This is a genomic window from Achromobacter sp., from assembly GCF_057314935.1.
The window spans coordinates 1-16,742 of sequence record NZ_DBHKZA010000020.1 but is presented as its reverse complement, the minus strand read 5'-3'; the positions used below and the strand labels follow the sequence as shown (position 1 = coordinate 16,742).

General features: G+C 66.1%; 17 protein-coding genes. 16 read left to right on the top strand and 1 reads right to left on the bottom strand.

The window, feature by feature from the left end; translation table 11 throughout:
* Positions 1-5: 5 nt before the first annotated feature.
* From ACO6D5_RS09835 to ACO6D5_RS09800, 8 genes are all read left to right on the top strand, one after another.
* Positions 6-1,325 carry a hypothetical protein gene (locus tag ACO6D5_RS09835; RefSeq protein WP_485825254.1) on the top strand — a complete coding sequence of 440 codons (1,320 nt, stop codon included), beginning with the start codon at positions 6-8 and terminating at the stop codon, positions 1,323-1,325.
* Entirely contained in the window at positions 1,312-1,809 is a 498-nt protein-coding gene (locus tag ACO6D5_RS09830) for a hypothetical protein (RefSeq protein ID WP_485825253.1), read from the top strand. Before ACO6D5_RS09835 ends, ACO6D5_RS09830 begins: the two co-directional genes overlap by 14 nt.
* On the top strand, positions 1,806-3,542 hold the full coding sequence (locus ACO6D5_RS09825) for an ATPase, T2SS/T4P/T4SS family (RefSeq protein WP_485825252.1): 1,737 nt from the start codon (positions 1,806-1,808) through the stop codon (positions 3,540-3,542). The genes ACO6D5_RS09830 and ACO6D5_RS09825 overlap by 4 nt, the downstream gene beginning before the upstream one ends.
* Positions 3,539-4,630, top strand: coding sequence for a hypothetical protein (locus tag ACO6D5_RS09820; protein WP_485825251.1), 1,092 nt, complete (start codon positions 3,539-3,541; stop codon positions 4,628-4,630). The genes ACO6D5_RS09825 and ACO6D5_RS09820 overlap by 4 nt, the downstream gene beginning before the upstream one ends.
* 63 nt (positions 4,631-4,693) lie before the next feature.
* Complete coding sequence (locus tag ACO6D5_RS09815; protein ID WP_315528519.1) at positions 4,694-5,311, top strand: type 4 pilus major pilin; 618 nt, start codon at positions 4,694-4,696, stop codon at positions 5,309-5,311.
* An 80-nt stretch (positions 5,312-5,391) separates the two neighbouring features.
* Positions 5,392-6,390, top strand: coding sequence for a prepilin (locus tag ACO6D5_RS09810; RefSeq protein ID WP_485825250.1), 999 nt, complete (start codon positions 5,392-5,394; stop codon positions 6,388-6,390).
* A gap of 78 nt (positions 6,391-6,468) precedes the next feature.
* On the top strand, positions 6,469-9,093 hold the full coding sequence (gene alaS / locus ACO6D5_RS09805) for an alanine--tRNA ligase (protein WP_485825249.1): 2,625 nt from the start codon (positions 6,469-6,471) through the stop codon (positions 9,091-9,093).
* On the top strand, positions 9,093-9,362 hold the full coding sequence (locus ACO6D5_RS09800; RefSeq protein ID WP_485825248.1) for a sulfurtransferase TusA family protein: 270 nt from the start codon (positions 9,093-9,095) through the stop codon (positions 9,360-9,362). Before alaS ends, ACO6D5_RS09800 begins: the two co-directional genes overlap by 1 nt.
* 93 nt (positions 9,363-9,455) lie before the next feature.
* Here ACO6D5_RS09800 and ACO6D5_RS09795 read toward each other — a convergent pair whose 3' ends face one another.
* Complete coding sequence (locus ACO6D5_RS09795; RefSeq protein ID WP_315528436.1) at positions 9,456-10,037, bottom strand: hypothetical protein; 582 nt, start codon at positions 10,035-10,037, stop codon at positions 9,456-9,458.
* A 435-nt stretch (positions 10,038-10,472) separates the two neighbouring features.
* Between ACO6D5_RS09795 and rpsP the strand changes: the two genes are divergently transcribed.
* The 8 genes from rpsP to ACO6D5_RS09755 all read left to right on the top strand — a co-directional run bounded on the left by rpsP (position 10,473) and on the right by ACO6D5_RS09755 (position 16,741).
* A complete protein-coding gene (rpsP, locus tag ACO6D5_RS09790) occupies positions 10,473-10,733 on the top strand; it encodes a 30S ribosomal protein S16 (protein ID WP_006224007.1) in 261 nt (86 codons plus the stop codon).
* 83 nt (positions 10,734-10,816) lie between these two features.
* Positions 10,817-11,434, top strand: a complete 618-nt coding sequence (gene rimM, locus ACO6D5_RS09785) for a ribosome maturation factor RimM (protein WP_315136705.1) — start codon at positions 10,817-10,819, stop codon at positions 11,432-11,434.
* Positions 11,434-12,282 (top strand): tRNA (guanosine(37)-N1)-methyltransferase TrmD, encoded by an 849-nt coding sequence (trmD, locus tag ACO6D5_RS09780; RefSeq protein ID WP_485825247.1) that lies wholly within the window; start codon positions 11,434-11,436, stop codon positions 12,280-12,282. Before rimM ends, trmD begins: the two co-directional genes overlap by 1 nt.
* A 110-nt stretch (positions 12,283-12,392) precedes the next feature.
* Positions 12,393-13,079, top strand: coding sequence for a helix-turn-helix domain-containing protein (locus ACO6D5_RS09775; protein ID WP_315528430.1), 687 nt, complete (start codon positions 12,393-12,395; stop codon positions 13,077-13,079).
* Positions 13,080-13,178: 99 nt separating this feature from the next.
* Positions 13,179-13,934 (top strand): transporter substrate-binding domain-containing protein, encoded by a 756-nt coding sequence (locus ACO6D5_RS09770; protein WP_315528428.1) that lies wholly within the window; start codon positions 13,179-13,181, stop codon positions 13,932-13,934.
* A 123-nt stretch (positions 13,935-14,057) separates the two neighbouring features.
* Positions 14,058-14,711 (top strand): amino acid ABC transporter permease, encoded by a 654-nt coding sequence (locus ACO6D5_RS09765; protein ID WP_169270486.1) that lies wholly within the window; start codon positions 14,058-14,060, stop codon positions 14,709-14,711.
* Positions 14,708-15,439 carry an amino acid ABC transporter ATP-binding protein gene (locus ACO6D5_RS09760; protein ID WP_006224000.1) on the top strand — a complete coding sequence of 244 codons (732 nt, stop codon included), beginning with the start codon at positions 14,708-14,710 and terminating at the stop codon, positions 15,437-15,439. Before ACO6D5_RS09765 ends, ACO6D5_RS09760 begins: the two co-directional genes overlap by 4 nt.
* 12 nt (positions 15,440-15,451) lie before the next feature.
* Positions 15,452-16,741 (top strand): NAD(P)/FAD-dependent oxidoreductase, encoded by a 1,290-nt coding sequence (locus ACO6D5_RS09755; protein WP_485825246.1) that lies wholly within the window; start codon positions 15,452-15,454, stop codon positions 16,739-16,741.
* Position 16,742: the final 1 nt, after the last annotated feature.

Sequence of the window (16,742 nt, the reverse complement as noted above, 5' to 3'; positions counted from 1 at the left end):
GCGCCATGAACCGAGCTCCCCATTTCCTTCTGATCGATTGCGCAGGCGCTGACCGCAAGCTGGCTTTCGGGCTGAGCTGGCAGGTGCTGATCGGCTCCGATGTGTCCAGGCTGGCCCGTGCCCGCGGTTGGCGCTTGCGGGCGACTCACCTCGTCGTCGGCGGTTCTCCCGCGACGGTGGCGGGTTATGGCCGGGCGCGTTCGTTCTGGCGCCGGGGTTCGCAGGCCCAGGCATCTCGGCGGGGGCACCTGCCGCATATCCAGGCTGCCGCGCAACTCTACGCATTGCGGTATCCCGAAGGCGGCTTGTGCCTGGTCCCGCTTCCGGAAGGCCGCTATTGGTTGGCCGCGGCGCAGGACGGCAGCGTGTTGTCGCAGGCGGACAGGGTGTTTGCCTCGCACCGCGAGGCCTTGCATGCGCATGCGCGCTTGCGAGAGCAACGTCCGGCCCTGCCCGAGCACGATGCGGGTACGGTGTGGGCCGCGTTGCAGCAGGCCGTGGAGCCCGGCGCACGGCTGGCGGCGCTGCCGTCCCGGTGGGCCGCACTGCCGCTGGCCTTGCGTCTGTTCCTGATATGCGTGGCGTTGTCCGCGGCCATGCCACCGCTATGGAATGGCTTGTCGACGTGGGTCCTCTCACGCAAACCGGAAGTGCTTGATCACGCGACGGCAGAGCCGGTGGCCCCCTATCTGGCAATGCTGGAAGGGACGCCCGCGCATGCGCCCGCGGATCTTTTGCGTTTGCTGGGCGCCGTGGGAAGGCTCCCCATCTTGGTGCAGGGTTGGGCGCTGCGCCACGCACAATGCGATGCCGGGCCTAGAGCCTGGAACTGTTCCGCGCGCTACGTCCGAGCGCATTCCTTCGCCACCAACCAGTTGCTGCACGCCCGGTTGCCTCCCGGCTGGCAAGTGTCCTTCAAACCGCTCGACGAAGCCACGCTGTCCTGGCGGGTTTCGGCGGATGCCGTGCCCTTGGCCCGGTTGCGGTTACCCAGCGCGTTGCGTGTGGATACCGAACTGGTTGCGGCACTGCAGCGCTTGCAGCCGGCATTCGCCTCCGTCGCACTGGATCCGGCGGTCGCATTGCCGCTACCGCCACCGCCCGCGACGGAACCGTCCGCGTTCCAGGCGCCCGCCCCGCCGGCCATCCGGCGCCGCGCGTTGCGTATGGCCGGGCCATTGCGTTCATTCGCATTGTTGCCTGGGCCGCTTCCGGCTGTGCGTTGGTCGCGCCTGACGCTGGATGTGCAGCCGCAACGCCAGCCCAGCCTGGTTGCCAGCACGCTGGTCGCCGAATTGCACGGAGAACTGTATGAGCAGGAATGACTTCGCATCAGGCCGCGCGGCCTTCGCGGGCGGTGTCGCATGGATCCTGGCGGCGGGCTTCGGTTCCGTGCCGGCCGTGGCGTCGCAGGCATCGCCGCCGCAGTCCGATGCCGCGCAGGAATGGCCGGAAGTGGAAACGGTGCGCACGCTGTTGCGCGCCGATGCCGCCGCCGCGCTGGCCGATTGCCGGATCCCCGGCATTTGCCTCGCCGGTGCGGCGTCCGCCGCGGCGGGGGAGCCCATGGCCCGACCGCGGGACGATATCCGCGTGGCCGCGATATTCGGGCTGGCCAGGCGGCTTAGCGCCGACGTTGTCGTCAACGGCGCGTTGCTGCGCTACCAGGCAGGCCGCGCCGCGCCCGTCGCGGGGGAGGTCTCGGCAGGCACCTACCAGCTGCTTGCCATCGAAGGCGCTTGCGTGCGCTTGCGCCGGGATGCCGCAGACCATATCGCCTGCCTGGCGGCGGGAAGGGCGGAGCCATGAATCGCCCATCGACACCGGCGCAAGCCCTGCTGCCCCGCGAATTGCATACCGCCGACGACATTTCCCGCCTGGTGCCTGCCTTTGCCCGCGCCTTGACCCGGGAATTCGACCTGGCCTCGTTGGCCGGCCGCTTGTGTCCCGTGCTGCTGGAAAGCGGCGATGCGGCCATCTTTGCCGTCAGGGAATACATCCAGGGCGATCCCATCGACGAGGTCGAGCGCCTGGTGCGTGCGGGCGGATACCGCTTGGCGCAACCGTCCCGGTATGCGCTGCCGGCGCCCTTGTTGCTGATGGTCGCGCGCGGGCAATTGACGGCGGCAGGCCGTTCGTCGCGCGGCGGGGGGCGGCAAACCGAGCGTGCCTCCGCGCTGGCCGCGCTCTTTCTGGATATCGTGCGGTGGGGCGTGACGCAGGGCGCGAGCGATGTGCACATCAATGTGAATCGCCGCCGCGAGGCTTGCGACATCCGCTACACCATCAATGGGGAATACGTCACCACCGAGCGCTTCTCTGGCTTGTCCAACACGACGCTGCTGGAGGTGTTGGCGGTGGCGTGGATGGACGTGCGCGGCGGCAATGGCGCCGTGTTCGATCCGGCGCTCGAGCAGCAGGGGCGCATCGCGCTTGACGTGGATGCCGTGCCGCTGGTGCTTCGCTGGGCGTCTCTGGCCACCGATGCGGGGCCGTCGGTCTGCCTGCGCATTTTGCGTCTGGACGCCACAGCGGGTGGCGACCTGCATGCGTTGGGCTACTTGCCTGAGCAGATCGAGACCTTGCTGCGTGCGCGCGAACGCGAAGGGGGCGCCATCGTGCTGGCGGGCGTCGTCGGGTCTGGCAAGTCGACCACCATTGCCACGCTCATGCGTGGCATCGCGTCCACCCGCAAAGTCATCACGCTGGAAGACCCGGTCGAATACGTCATCGCCAATGCCTTGCAGAACACGCTGGGCAGCGCATTGGCCGAATCCGCGTGGCCGGCGTTCGATGCCAAGCTCAAGACCATCAAGCGCTCGGCCATGAACGATCTGCTGATCGGAGAAATCCGCGATGCCGATACCGGCCGCGCTTTCATGGATCTTGCCGGCTCGGGCGTCAGCCTGTATGCCACCACGCACGCGGGCGCGGCGGCCTTGATTCCCGAGCGCCTGGCCTCGGATGCGATCGGCGTGTCGCGCGATTTTCTTGCCACGCCCGGCATTCTGAAGCTGCTGGTCTATCAGGCGCTGTTGCCCCGCTTGTGCGCAGCCTGCGCCTTGCCGATGGACAGCTTGTGGCGGGGGCATGCACAAGCATCCGATGGATCGCTGGATTGGCGGGCCTGGGCTGCCTGGCTGCGGCGGACCTACCTGCTGGAAGCCGACGCGCTCAAGGTCAGGAATACGGCGGGGTGCGCCGCTTGCCGCCGGCCCCATTTGCCGGAGCTCAACGGGACGGCAGGGCGCTGTGTCGCGGCGGAATTGATCGAGCCTGAGCGTGTGGACGGTTTCCTGGAACGCGTGCGCAAGCGCGACAACCAGGCGCTTGCGCAGGGGGAAGACGGGCAGCGTGCTGCCGGCGGCTGGCGCGATGCGCGGGGGGCCGGCTTGCGGGCGCTGCACTGCGCATTGCACAAAGTGAGTGCTGGCGACGTGGACCCTCGGGTATTGCTGCGGCGTTTCGACCTTGCCGTGTCGCCGCACACCGTGCGCATGAAGCCTGCCGGGGCGCATGGCGCGCAGGGTAGGCCGGCGTGATCCCCCTTTTTCTGCGCCTGGATGCGCTGCGCTTCCGAGCCCTGCGTGCGGACTACTACGAGTATCTGGCGGATCTGGTCGAGGGAACGCAAGGGCGCAAGAGCTTGCGCGACATTTTCGATGACGATGCGCGCCGCTACGGGCGGCGCACCGTGAGGGGGCGCCTGTCGCGCTACTGGGCCGCCGCCTACCTGGAGGCGGGGGGCGACCTCGGCGTGGCCTGGTCCGGCACGCTGCCCGCCGAAGAATGCCTTGTGCTGAGCTGCGTCCAGGAAGAGGGCGGCGATCTGGCCGAGGCGCTGCGCGACTTGGCCCGAGCAGTCCGATTGGGCGGCGATGCTTGGGTAGCCGTGGTGTCGGCGGGGGCGGCAGGCGTGGCGGCAGCGGTCGTGGCGCTCGCCTTGTTGTGCGCGATCCCGTTTTTCAGCGTGCCGCGCTTGCAGCAGGTTTTCCAGATGGTGCCTGCCGAAGACTACGGGCGTTTGACGCGCGGATTGTTTGCCTTGGCCCAGGTGTTGCGGCAATGGCTGCTGTTGTGGCTGGTGCTTGGCGTGGGCATGGTCCTGCTGAGCTTATGGTCGCTGCCGAACGTCACAGGCGCATGGCGCTCCGGACTCGACCGCTGGCTGCTGTGGCGGCTCTACCGCGATTTTCAGGCGATCCGCTTTCTTTGCCTGCTGTCGGTGCTGGTCCGGCAGCACGGCGCGGCCGATACCCGCTTGCGCCACGCGTTGGCGGTCCAGACGCGGGACGCGCGGCCGTGGATGCATGCGCATCTTCAATCCATGTTGAGCCGTCTGGACGGCGGCGCCAGGGGGGCCGAGATATTCAGCACGGGGCTGCTGGACGAGCAAACGTGGTGGTACCTGGCCGACATGACCGATGCACTTGGGCTGGAGGCCGGACTGGCGCAGGTCCGCCATCGCGTCGAAGCGCGCCTGCTGTCCAGGGTCCGGCGGCAGGCGGCCGCGTTGCGCTGGGTGCTGCTGATCGCGTCGTTGGCGACCGTGCTTGGCGTCACGCTCTGGCACTACGCCGTCATGGATGAGTTGCGCCGGGCCCTCACCAACTTTTACGCAAGCCAATAGCGTTGTCACGCGCATGCGTGCCCAGAGGCGCATGCGTGTCCTGTTCACGTAACGGAGGTAATGATGCACCAGGTCAATCAGGTCCATTCCGGCGCCGCGCGCCAGCGGGGGTTTTCCTTGATGGAGGTGTCCATCGTGACCGCCGTCGTCCTGCTGATAGCGATCGTAGGCATTCCTGCGATCGGGGCCTATGTCATCGAAAACAAGGTGCCCAAGGTCGGCGAAGAGCTTCAGCGCTTTGTCGCCAGCATGAAGATCAATGCCCAGGGCGGGGGCGTCACGCCCTATACCGGGCTGGATACCGGCGCCTTGGCCAATGCCATGCGCGACTCCAGCGTGCTGGCCGTCCAAGGCGCTGGGGCCTCGGCGCGCATCACGCATGGCTTGGGCGGTAGCGGATCGGGCCGCAGCGGGGTCGTCGAGGTCGCTGCCGCGGCGTGGGGCGGCGCAGGGCTGGGCTCCGCGTTCACCCTCACGCTCACCAACGTCAGCCATGCCGCCTGCCCGGCGCTGGCTTCCGTGATGCAGCGCGTCTCGGAAACCATATCGATCGGAGGCAGTGGCGGCGCCAAAATCGTGAAAGACACGCTAGCGACGCCCGCGGTGCCGTACCGCGCCGCGCAAGCCCAGGCCCTATGCGGCCAGGGTGAGGTCAACACTTTCGTGTTTACCGCTCGATGAGGCGCCGCTGCCTGCCCCACTGCGCTGCGGCCCGCTCCGGGCGCCAGGGCGGCTTTTCATTGGCGGGTTTGGCGCTGGCCTTGGCGTTGAGCTCCCTGGTCGCCCTTTGGGCTTCCAATCAGCTTGTCCAACGGATCGAGGATGCGGCGGCGCGCTCGGCGGGCGTGTGGATGGCGCAGGTCCGGCTGGCGGCCGCCGGCATGCTTGCACGTCATTTTGACGCCTGGGCCAACGGCGCGGCACCCCTGGACGATGCGGGCGCCGCGCTGTTCGCGGATCCGCTATCGCCCACGGTGGCGGAATTGCGCAGCCTGGCGCACCTGCCGGGCGACTTCCCTGAAACGTCGGCCCTGGGTTTCGGCGCGCAGGTCCGGGTGCTGCGGGGAGGGGACTGCCCCGGCGAGCGGTGCCGGATCGATGCCCTGGTCTACAGCGCCACCCCGGTGTTGAAACGGGGGGCGCGGTCGCCTGACCTGGTGGGCCTGGCGTCCGTCATCGAGGCTGCGGGGGGCTATGGCGGGGCCGTCTGGCCCGAAACGCCAGGGCAGGCCCGGGGCGCCGCCTTCAACTTCGGCAATCCGCTGATGCCTGGCGCGCCAGCCTACGCGCCCGGCACGGTGGCGCTTTGGGCGGGGGCGGGGCCCGAACTCGGGGCGGATCCCGTCCCGGCCTTTCCTGATCTGGAGCCATTTGTCCGCATTGGCGATGCGCGCGATCCCGTGCTTGCCGGGTCGTTGACCGTTGCGGCCTCCGTGGCGGCGGGCGCCTACCTGCGCGTGGGCGCGCGCGGCCAGCCAGGGCATGCGTGCGGCCTGGCCAACGGCACCATGGCCAGCACGGACGCCGGCGAGCTGCTGGCGTGCCAATCCGGCGTGTGGCAACCCGCCAGCAGCGGATTCGGCGGCGCATTCAGTACCAACAACCGGTTCGGATGCCGGCATTACACGGGCCAATCGACGGCGAATCCGCGGACGGGGAATTGTTCGTGTCCCGCGGCCTACCAGCCCGTTATCGTGTCGGCGGGCGGGAAATGGACCGAAACCGAGGGCTGGACAACCGGCTATGTCTGCGTCCGCTAGCCTTGCCGCCCGCCCGTTCCGCGCTTTTCCGCCAACCCTCTATAATCAAAGATTCGCCTAAATCCTGCGTCATCCACGATGAAATCCTCTGAGATTCGCCGCCAGTTCCTGCAATTCTTCCAGTCGAAGGGGCACACCATTGTTCCTTCGTCGTCGCTCGTCCCCGGCAACGACCCGACCCTGCTCTTCACCAATTCGGGCATGGTCCAGTTCAAGGACGTCTTCACCGGCAAGGAATCGCGGTCGTACACGCGCGCCACGTCCTCGCAGCGCAGCGTGCGCGCCGGCGGCAAGCACAACGACCTGGAGAACGTGGGCTACACCGCCCGCCACCATACGTTCTTCGAAATGCTGGGCAACTTCAGCTTCGGCGACTACTTCAAGCGTGACGCCATCCAGTACGCCTGGGAACTGCTGACGCAGGTCTACAAGCTGCCGGCCGAAAAGCTCTGGGTCACCGTGTACCAGGAAGACGACGAGGCCTATGACATCTGGGCCAAGGAAGTCGGCGTGCCGACCGAGCGCATCATCCGCATCGGCGACAACAAGGGCGCGCGCTACGCCTCCGACAACTTCTGGCAGATGGCCGACACCGGCCCGTGCGGTCCGTGCTCGGAAATCTTCTTCGACCACGGCCCGGAGATCTGGGGCGGCCCCCCGGGATCGCCCGAGGAAGACGGCGACCGCTACATCGAGATCTGGAACCTGGTGTTCATGCAATTCGAGCGCGACGCCGCCGGCAACATGCCGCGCCTGCCGCGCCCCTGTGTCGATACCGGCATGGGCCTGGAGCGTATTGCCGCCGTCCTGCAGGGCGTGCACTCCAACTACGAAATCGACCTTTTCCAGAAACTGATCCACGCCGCCGCTCGCGAAACCGGCATCAAAGACCTGGAAAACAATTCGCTCAAGGTCATCGCGGACCACATCCGCGCCTGCTCGTTCCTGATCGTGGACGGCGTGATTCCCAGCAACGAGGGCCGCGGCTACGTGCTGCGCCGCATCGTGCGCCGCGCGCTGCGCCACGGCTACAAGCTGGGCCAGACCAAGCCGTTCTTCCACCGTCTGGTGCCGGATCTGGTCGCCGAAATGGGCGAAGCCTATCCGGAACTGGCCGCCATGGCCGACCGCGTGGCCCAGGTGCTCAAGCAGGAAGAAGAGCGTTTCGGCGAAACGCTGGAACACGGCATGCGCATCCTGGACACGGCGCTTGCCAACGTGGCCAAGGGTGGCGTGCTGGACGGCAACACGCTGTTCACGCTCTACGACACCTACGGTTTCCCGGTAGACCTGACCGCCGACATCTGCCGCGAACGCGAAGTCGAGATCGACATGGCCGGCTTCGAGGTCGCCATGGAACGCCAGCGCGACCAGGCTCGCGCCGCCGGCAAGTTCAAGATGGCCGAAGGCCTCAGCTACGAAGGCGCCGAAACGCGCTTCGAAGGCTACGAAAAGCTGGAGCTGGACAACGTCAAGGTCACCGCCTTGTACGTGGACGGCACGCAGGTGCAGGAAGTGAAGGCTGGCCAAGGCGCCGTGGTCGTGCTGGACGCCACTCCGTTCTATGCGGAGTCGGGCGGCCAGGTCGGCGACACCGGCCTGCTGGAAGCGGACGGCGTGCGCTTCGTCGTCGCCGACACCCTGAAGATCCAGGCCGGTGTTTTCGGCCACCATGGCGTGCTGGAATCCGGTTCGCTGTCGGTGGGTGACACCCTGCTGGCTCGTGTTGACGCGGTCCGCCGCGCTCGTACGGTCCGCAACCACTCGGCCACCCACCTGATGCACAAGGCCTTGCGCCAGGTGCTGGGCGCGCACGTGCAACAGCGTGGCTCGCTGGTGGACGCCGACAAGACCCGCTTCGACTTCGCGCAGGACGCGCCCATGACCGCCGAGCAGATCGCGCGCGTCGAGGCCATCGTCAATGCCGAAGTGCTGGCCAACCAGCCCACCGTGGCCCAGGTCATGGCCTACGACGATGCGGTCAAGGGCGGCGCCATGGCGCTGTTCGGCGAAAAGTACGGCGATACGGTGCGGGTGCTGGATATCGGCTTCTCGCGCGAACTCTGCGGCGGCACGCACGTCAGCCGCACGGGCGATATCGGCCTGTTCAAGATCGTTTCCGAAGGCGGCGTGGCCGCGGGTGTGCGCCGTATCGAGGCCATCACCGGCGACAACGCGCTGGCCTGGGTGCAGAACCAGAACGCCTTGCTGACCCAGATCGCGGGCATGCTGCGCAGCACGCCGGCCGATGTGCCGGCCCGCATCGCGCAGGTGCAGGATCAGGTCAAGGCGCTGGAAAAAGACCTGGAGCAATCGCGCAACAAGCTGGCCGCCAGCGCAGGCAACGACCTCGCCACCAGCGCCGCGGTGGACGTCAAGGGCATCAAGGTCCTGGCCGCCAGTATCGGCGACGTGGACCCGAAGGCCTTGCGCGGCATGGTCGACAACCTGAAAGACCGCCTGAAGCCGGCCGTCGTGCTGCTTGCCACCGGCTCTGCCGACGGCAAGATCAGCGTGGTGGGTGGCGTCACGGCTGACCTGACGGACCGCATCAAGGCCGGCGACCTGGTGGGCTTCGTGGCCAGCCAGGTGGGCGGCAAGGGCGGCGGCCGCCCCGACATGGCCATGGGCGGCGGCACCGACCTCGCAGCCTTGCCCGCGGCGATTGCCGGGGTGCAGAAGTGGGTGGACGAGCGTCTCTGATGGGCGGCGCGGATACCGGCCTCGATGCGTGCGCGCAAGCGCCTGCTTTCGAACAGGAAGTGGATGCCAGCGGCCTGACTTGCCCGTTGCCCATCCTGCGCGCCAAGAAGGCCTTGGCGCAGATGGCCAGCGGCGAGGTCTTGCGCGTCATTACGACGGACCGCAACGCCATCCGCGACTTCCAGGCTTTTGCTCGGCAAACCGGCAACGCGCTGGTCTTGCAGCAAGAGGATGACGGCCGCGGCGTGCATTACCTGCGCCGGCGCTGAGCTTTCCTGCGGGGCGCGGCTTGATGCCGTCCGCCCCTGCGCCAACGAAAAGGCCCGCTTCCCGCGGGCCTTTTTTCGTGTGCGTCGGCGTGCTTACTTGTGGATGGCCGCCGCGACGGCCTGGGTGATGGTGAAGTCCACCAGGTCGCCTTCCTTGAGCTGCTGCAGACGCGCTTGCAGGGCGGGGTCCTTTACCTGGATCGTGCGCATGCCGCCCTGCGGGCCTTTCAGCGTGACCAGGTTGGCGCTTTTGTTGATGTGCCAGATCTCGGCGGTGATCGTCGTCTGGCGGCCCATTGCGCCGCCCGGCTTGGCGCCCTTGGCGCTGCGGTTGGCCGCGGTCTCGGTCACCACTTCAGGGGCGCCCGAACCGGCGGGACGCACATCGACCGCGACGGACTCGTAATAGTCCAGTGTCAGCGTGTCGCCCGGTTTGATCTGTTGGAAATTGCGGACTTCCGGGCCCGCCAGCACGTCCACGGTATTACCGTTGGCGCCTTGCAGCGTGATGGTGCGGGTGGCAGGGTCGACAGCCGTGACCTTGCCCGAAGCGGTGGTCAATGCCGCGCCGACGACACGGGCGGAGGCCGCAAGCGGCATCGCCAGCGTGCCCAGCAATAGGCCGGTCAGAGCAAGGCGCGCGACGGGGGCGAAGACGGATTTCTGGTTCTTCATGGTGTGGCACCTCTCCAATAGAGGAAGTGTTGGGAAAAAACACGGAAAAAACGCGGGGAAAGCCGGGGCAGGAAAAAAGGGGATGGTCCGCCCTCAGGACGAGGGCTTGAAAGCAGCAGAAGGGCGGCGCCATAGTGGCGTAGCCGGGGGGAGCAAATCGTCAGGTCTTGCGCAGGTCGACATAAAACCGATCTCTCCAATCGGGTTATTCTTCACACGCACTCAGGTTCAACCGCACAAATGCAGACGCGAAGCGCGGCTGGGGGCTACACTTTCACCTGCGGCGGGCTCCGGCCCGTATTTGTAGAATACCCGGATGTGGTGTTTTAGGATACAAATTGCGCCGCCACGACTGATTCAGCACCTGCATTTGCCAGCCGGCTTGTTTAAGTGCTAGAATTTCCCGTTTTTCACAACTAATTCAAGGGATTACCTATGGTGGTGATTCGCCTGGCCCGCGGTGGGTCCAAGAAGCGTCCGTTTTACAACCTGGTGGCCACCGATTCGCGTAACCGTCGCGACGGCCGCTTCATCGAGCGCGTGGGTTTCTACAACCCCGTAGCTAGCGAAGGCACGGAAAACCTGCGCATTGCGCTGGATCGCGTGCAGTACTGGACCGGCACTGGCGCGCAACTGTCGCCCGCTGTCGAGCGTCTGGTCAAGGACTACTCGGCCAAGGTTTCCGCCGCAGCTTAATTGCCTGCGTCGTACAGCCAGCCGTTAGTTCAGCTGTAAAGCTACCATTCTTAGCTGTTTCATCATTACGAAGAGCGCGATACATGTCTGATGCCGCAACCTCTAACGCGGCGCCTACGGATTTGATCGAGCTGGGCCGCATCAGTGCAGCCTACGGTGTGAAAGGCTGGGTTAAGGTGCAGCCACATTCGGCCAATGCCGAAGTGCTGCTCTCAGCGTCTCAATGGTGGTTGACTCGCCCTGTGCCTGAATTGGCGCGGGGCGCTGTCGCGTCTGCGCCTGTCGCAATCAAGGTTCTGCAAGTCCGTTCGCAGGGCGCCACCGTGGTGGCCCAGCTGGCAGGCATTGCGGATCGCGATCAGGCGGAAGCCTTGCGCGGATACGCCGTGCAAGCGCCGCGCGGTTCTTTTCCCGCGCCCAAGGAAGACGAATACTACTGGGTCGACCTCATCGGATGTTCGCTGTATACCAGCGCCGCCGGTGAACCCGCGCTGATTGGCGTGGTGGACGAAGTCCTTGATAACGGCGCTCACGCCGTTTTGAAGGTCTTGTGCCAGAAGGTGGGGGCCGAAGGGCCCGAGCCTATCCTGAACGCCAAAGGCCGACCCGCCGAAATGCTTGTTCCGTTCGTACGCGCGCACATACACGCCGTCGATTTGGCTGCTCGCCGCATAGACAGCGACTGGCCGGCGGATCTTTGATGCGATTTGACGTCATTACGCTCTTTCCCGAAATGTTCGGGGTGGTGCGCGATCTGGGTGTCACCGGCCGGGCGCATGCCCAGGGCCGGTGGTCCTTGCACGCCTGGAATCCCCGTGATTTCACGCAGGACGTCCATCGCACCGTGGACGACCGCCCTTATGGCGGCGGCCCCGGAATGGTAATGATGGCGGCGCCTTTGGAAGCCGCTGTCAATGCCGCCCAGCAAGCGCGTGCCGCGCAAGGCCTGGGCCCTGCGCCCGTGGCGCTGTTGGCGCCTGTGGGCCGGCGCTACGATCAAGCGGGCGCCGAAACATTGGCCGCAAGCGACGGGATCATCCTGATTTGCGGCCGCTACGAAGGCGTGGACCAGCGTTTCATTGAACGCTGCGTCACGCATGAGATCTCGCTGGGCGACTTCGTGCTGTCCGGCGGAGAGATCGCCGCCCTGGCGGTGATCGACGCCGCCGTGCGCCTCTTGCCCGGCGTGCTGAACGATGGCGATTCCGCCTTGCAGGATTCGTTCAATGACACCTTGTCCGGCTTGCTGGACAGCCCGCATTACACGCGGCCCGAAGTCTATGAGGGCGAATCCGTGCCCGCGCCGCTGCTAAGCGGCCATCACGCCAACATCGCCCGCTGGCGGCGCGAGCGCTCGCTCGCGCTGACGGCCGCCCGGCGTCCGGAGCTGATCGAATCTGCCCGCGCCAAAGGCTGGCTGAACAAGGCCGACGAACGCTACCTGGCCGAATTGGCCGGCACGTACGACCCCGCTGCCGACGCGCCCAAACGCCGGCGCAAACCGTCGGCCAAGCCGCCCCAGCCGCCCAAGACGCCTGAGGCGTCCTGAGTAGCGGTCTCCCTGCCTGATCCGGTCCGCAACCGCTAGGGATGTTCCTAGGTTGTGGCCGTTTCGGCTGCTCCTTAGTATTGAAAATTACATGCAAATGAAATTTTCATATGACTCGATCCTCTACTGGCCGTTCCAGCCCTGAGCGCCGCGCTGCCTTGCCGCCACCGGCAAGCGCGCTGGCGGGCAGGCCGGAATCCGCCGTGGACCTGTGGCTGGGTCAGCAACTGCGCCAGCTGCGCAAGCAGCAAGGGCGTTCGCTGGCAGAAGTCGCCCGCGCTTGCGGCATGTCGCTGGGCTTGTTGAGCCAGATCGAACGCGGCTTGAGTTCTGCGTCGGTAAAGGTCCTGCACGTATTGGCCCGCGAATTCAACGTGTCCGTGAATTCGCTGTTGCGCAACGCCGAGCACACGCAAAGCGAGGACGGCGGCCGAGTCGCCCGCGCGGGCACCCACCGCTATATCGATCTAAGCGAAAAAGGCATCAGCAAAGAGATGTACACGCCGCCGGCGTGCCGCAGCATGGACCTGTGCCGCGCCACCATCGAGCCCGGCGGCTCGACCGGTCAGGAGCTCTTCGTGACGGGGCAGGGCGAGCAGATCGGCGTGGTGCTCAAGGGCTCGCTGGAGTTGTGGGTGGGCGACCGAGTCATGCTCCTCAATGAGGGCGACAGTTTTTGCTATGCCAGCAGCACGCCGCGTCGCTGGCGCAATCCCGGGTCGCAGACGACCGAGGTCATCTGGGCCATCTCCAACATCACTCAACCTGCGGGGGACGACACGCAACAGGCGCCCTAAGCGCATTGCTTCCATCACGGCGCAATGACTCAGGGGATCGCCGCGCCACCGGGCGCGCCGCGCGCTGTCCGGCCTTCTTTGCCACGATGAGGATATGTCATGAAATTCAAGACTCTGGTTGTCTCGGTATTCGCAGCATTGTCCATGGCCGCGGGCGCGCACGCCCAGACGGTGTTGAAAGTGGGGTCCACACCCACCGGCAGTCCCTTCACCTTTCTCGACACCAAGACCAACAGTATCGAAGGGGTGATGGTCGACATCGTGAAGGCGGTCGGCAAAGAGGCGGGATTCGAAGTGCAGATCGAGCCCATGGCGTTCTCGGCGCTGATCGGCTCGCTGACCTCCAAGCGCATCGACATCGTGTCGGCGGCCATGTTCATCACGCCGCAGCGGCAGCAGGTCGTCAGCTTTTCGGACCCCGTATACCGCTATGGCGAAGGGCTGATGGTGCTGAAGACCGACAGCAAGGAATACAAGTCCTTCGCCGACATGAAGGGCATGACGGTCGGCGTGCAGGTCGGCACCGCGTTTGTCGAGCCGATCCAGAAAAGCGGCATGTTCAAGGAAGTGAAGCTCTATGACAATCCGCCCGACATGATGCGCGACGCCAACGCCGGCCGCATCCAGGGCGGTTTCATGGACTTCCCCATCGCGGCCTACATCCTCACGCAGGGCAACTACCCCAACTTGAAGATGGCGTCGTCCTATCAGCCGACCATCATGGGCAGCCTGGGTCTCGCGACGCGCAAGGAAGATTCGGCCTTGCTCGATCGCATCAACAAGGCGCTGGTCAAGCTCAAGGCAGACGGCGCGATCGACGCCATCCTGAAAAAGTGGGGCTTGTCCGGCGCCTGATGCCGGCCTGATCTCAAGCAACCAAGCGTTATTGCATCGGCCCGGCCGGCGCGCTTTCCGCGTGCTGGCAGGCCGGGCGCATCCCGCGTGCCAGCGGGCTGTCTTGTCGGGATGGGTGGAGTCATGACGGAATTCTTCAAGGATTCGGCGGAGTACCTGCCGATATTGCTGCAAGGGGCGAAGCTGACGATCCTGGTGACGCTGGGTTCGCTCGCGTTGTCGACAGTGCTGGGGCTGGTGTGGGCGCTGATGCGGGTCTCCGGGAATACGTTCCTGTCCAAGCTCAGCGGCGGGATCATCAACTTGCTGCGCGGCATCCCGATCATCGTGCTGCTGTTCTACATCTACTTCGTGATGCCCGACATGGGGGTGTCGCTGACGGCGGTGCAGGCCGCCATCATCGGCCTGGGCGTGGCGTACTCCGCCTATCAGGCCGAGAACTTCCGCGCCGGCATCCAGGCGATCGACCGCGGCCAGATCGAAGCCGCCATGGCGATGGGCATGAGCTGGAGCATGACGATGCGGCGCGTGGTGCTGCCGCAAGCCGTGAAGATCGTGCTGCCGCCTTACGGCAACATCATGATCATGATGCTCAAGGATTCGTCGCAGGCGTCCACGATCACGGTGGCCGAACTGGCCTTGCAAGGCAAGCTGATCGCCGTGTCGACCTTCAAGAACGCCACCGTGTTCTCGCTGGTCGCGCTGATGTACCTGGTGATGTGCGTGCCGCTGATTCTGTTGGTCAGGCATCTGGAAAAAAGGAGCGCCACGAAATGATCGAGCTCAAAGGGGTCCGCAAAAGCTTCGGTCCGCTTGAGGTGCTCAAGGGCATCGACGCCGAAGTCACCAAGGGCGAAGTCGTGTGCGTGATCGGCCCGTCGGGTTCCGGCAAATCCACCATCCTGCGTTGCATCAACGGGCTGGAGCGCTACAACGCCGGGCGCATTACGGTCGATGGCGAGCTGGTCGACGCCGACGCCCCGTCCATCGTGTCCATCCGGACTCAGGTGGCGATGGTGTTCCAGCGCTTCAACCTGTTCCCGCACCGCACCGCGCTGGAAAACGTGATCGAGGGGCCGATCTTCGTGAAGAAGGAGCCCCGTGCGCAGGTGCTGGAACGCGGCCGCGAACTGTTGGCCAGCGTGGGCCTGGCTGACAAGGCGGACGCGCATCCGAACCAGTTGTCGGGCGGGCAGCAGCAACGCGTGGCGATTGCGCGCGCGCTGGCGATGCAGCCCAAGGCCATCCTGTTCGACGAGCCGACGTCCGCGCTCGATCCCGAACTGGTGGGCGACGTGCTGGGCGTGATGCGCAAGCTTGCCGAGGCCGGCATGACCATGGTCGTGGTGACGCATGAAATGAGCTTCGCGCGCGAGGTCGCTGACCGCGTCATGTTCTTCGACGGCGGCGTCATGGTCGAGCAGGGCGCCGCCCGAGAGCTTCTGAACCATCCGCAGCACCCCCGTACGCAGGATTTCCTGCGCCGTGTGCTGCATCCCATGTAGGAAGGAATCATCATGCAGCAAGTGCCGTTTCCTCTTTCCCCGTCTTTGTGGGCAGCGACCGCGGCGGCGCCTCCGCCTACCCAGCCGCTTGCCGCCTCCTTGCAGGCCGATGTGCTGGTCATCGGCGGCGGCTACGCCGGCCTGAGCACGGCGCTGCATCTGGCCGAGCGCGGCGTCAATGCCGTGGTGCTGGAAGCGCGCGAGATCGGTTTCGGCGGGTCGGGCCGCAATGGCGGCCAGGTGATTCCGGGACTGAAATACGATCCGGACGCCCTGATATCGATGTTCGGCCAGGAGCGGGGCGAACGGCTGCTGCGGTTCGCGGGCTCGACCGCGGACGCCGTGTTCAACCTGATCGACCGCCACGCCATGGATGTGCCGCACGTCCGCAAAGGCTGGATCCAGGGCGCCCACAATGCCGACGCGCTGCGTATTGCGCACGACCGCGCGGCGCAATGGGCGCGCCATGGCGTGGACGCGCAACCCCTGGATCGCGCGCAGGTGGGCCGCCTGTTGGGCACGGACCGCTATCTGGGCGGATGGGTCGATCACCGCGCTGGCGCAGTACAGCCGCTGAGCTATGCGCGCGGGCTGGCGCGCGCCGCGCTGAATGCCGGCGCCACGATCCATACGGATACGCCCGTCACCGGCCTGACCCGTAACGGTGGCAAGTGGGTGGCGACGACCGCCGGTGGCGCGACGGTCAGCGCCGACCGGGTGGTGATGTGCACCAATGCCTATGGCGGCGACCTGTTGCCCGGCTTGAAGACGTCCATCATCGATGCCAATACCTTCCAGGTGGCCACAGCGCCATTGTCCGAGACGGTGCGCGCGGGCATCCTTCCTGAAGGGCACGTCAGCTCCGACACCCGCAACCTGCTGCTGTATTTCCGGCTGGACCACCAGGGCCGGCTGCTGATGGGCGGCCGCGGGCCGTTCCGCGAACCCAAGGGGCAGGCAGACTGGGCGCACCTGGAACGGGTGATGCTGAAGCTGTTCCCGCAGGTGGCGGGCATCCCGTTCGAGTACCGCTGGTGCGGGCGCGTCGCTGTCACCCGCGACTACCTCCCGCATCTGCACGAGCCGCAACCGGGCCTGCTGGTGGACATCGGCTGCCAGGGCCGTGGGGTAGGGCTGCAGACCAGCATGGGCCGCGCCATGGCCCAGTACGTGGCGACGGGCGACGCGGGTGCGCTGCCTTTGCCCTTGTCGCCGGTCGTGCCGTTTCCGATGTACGGCCTGCGGCGGCTTTACGTCAATGCCGTGGTGACCTGGTACCGCATGACCGACGGCGGGGTGTGAC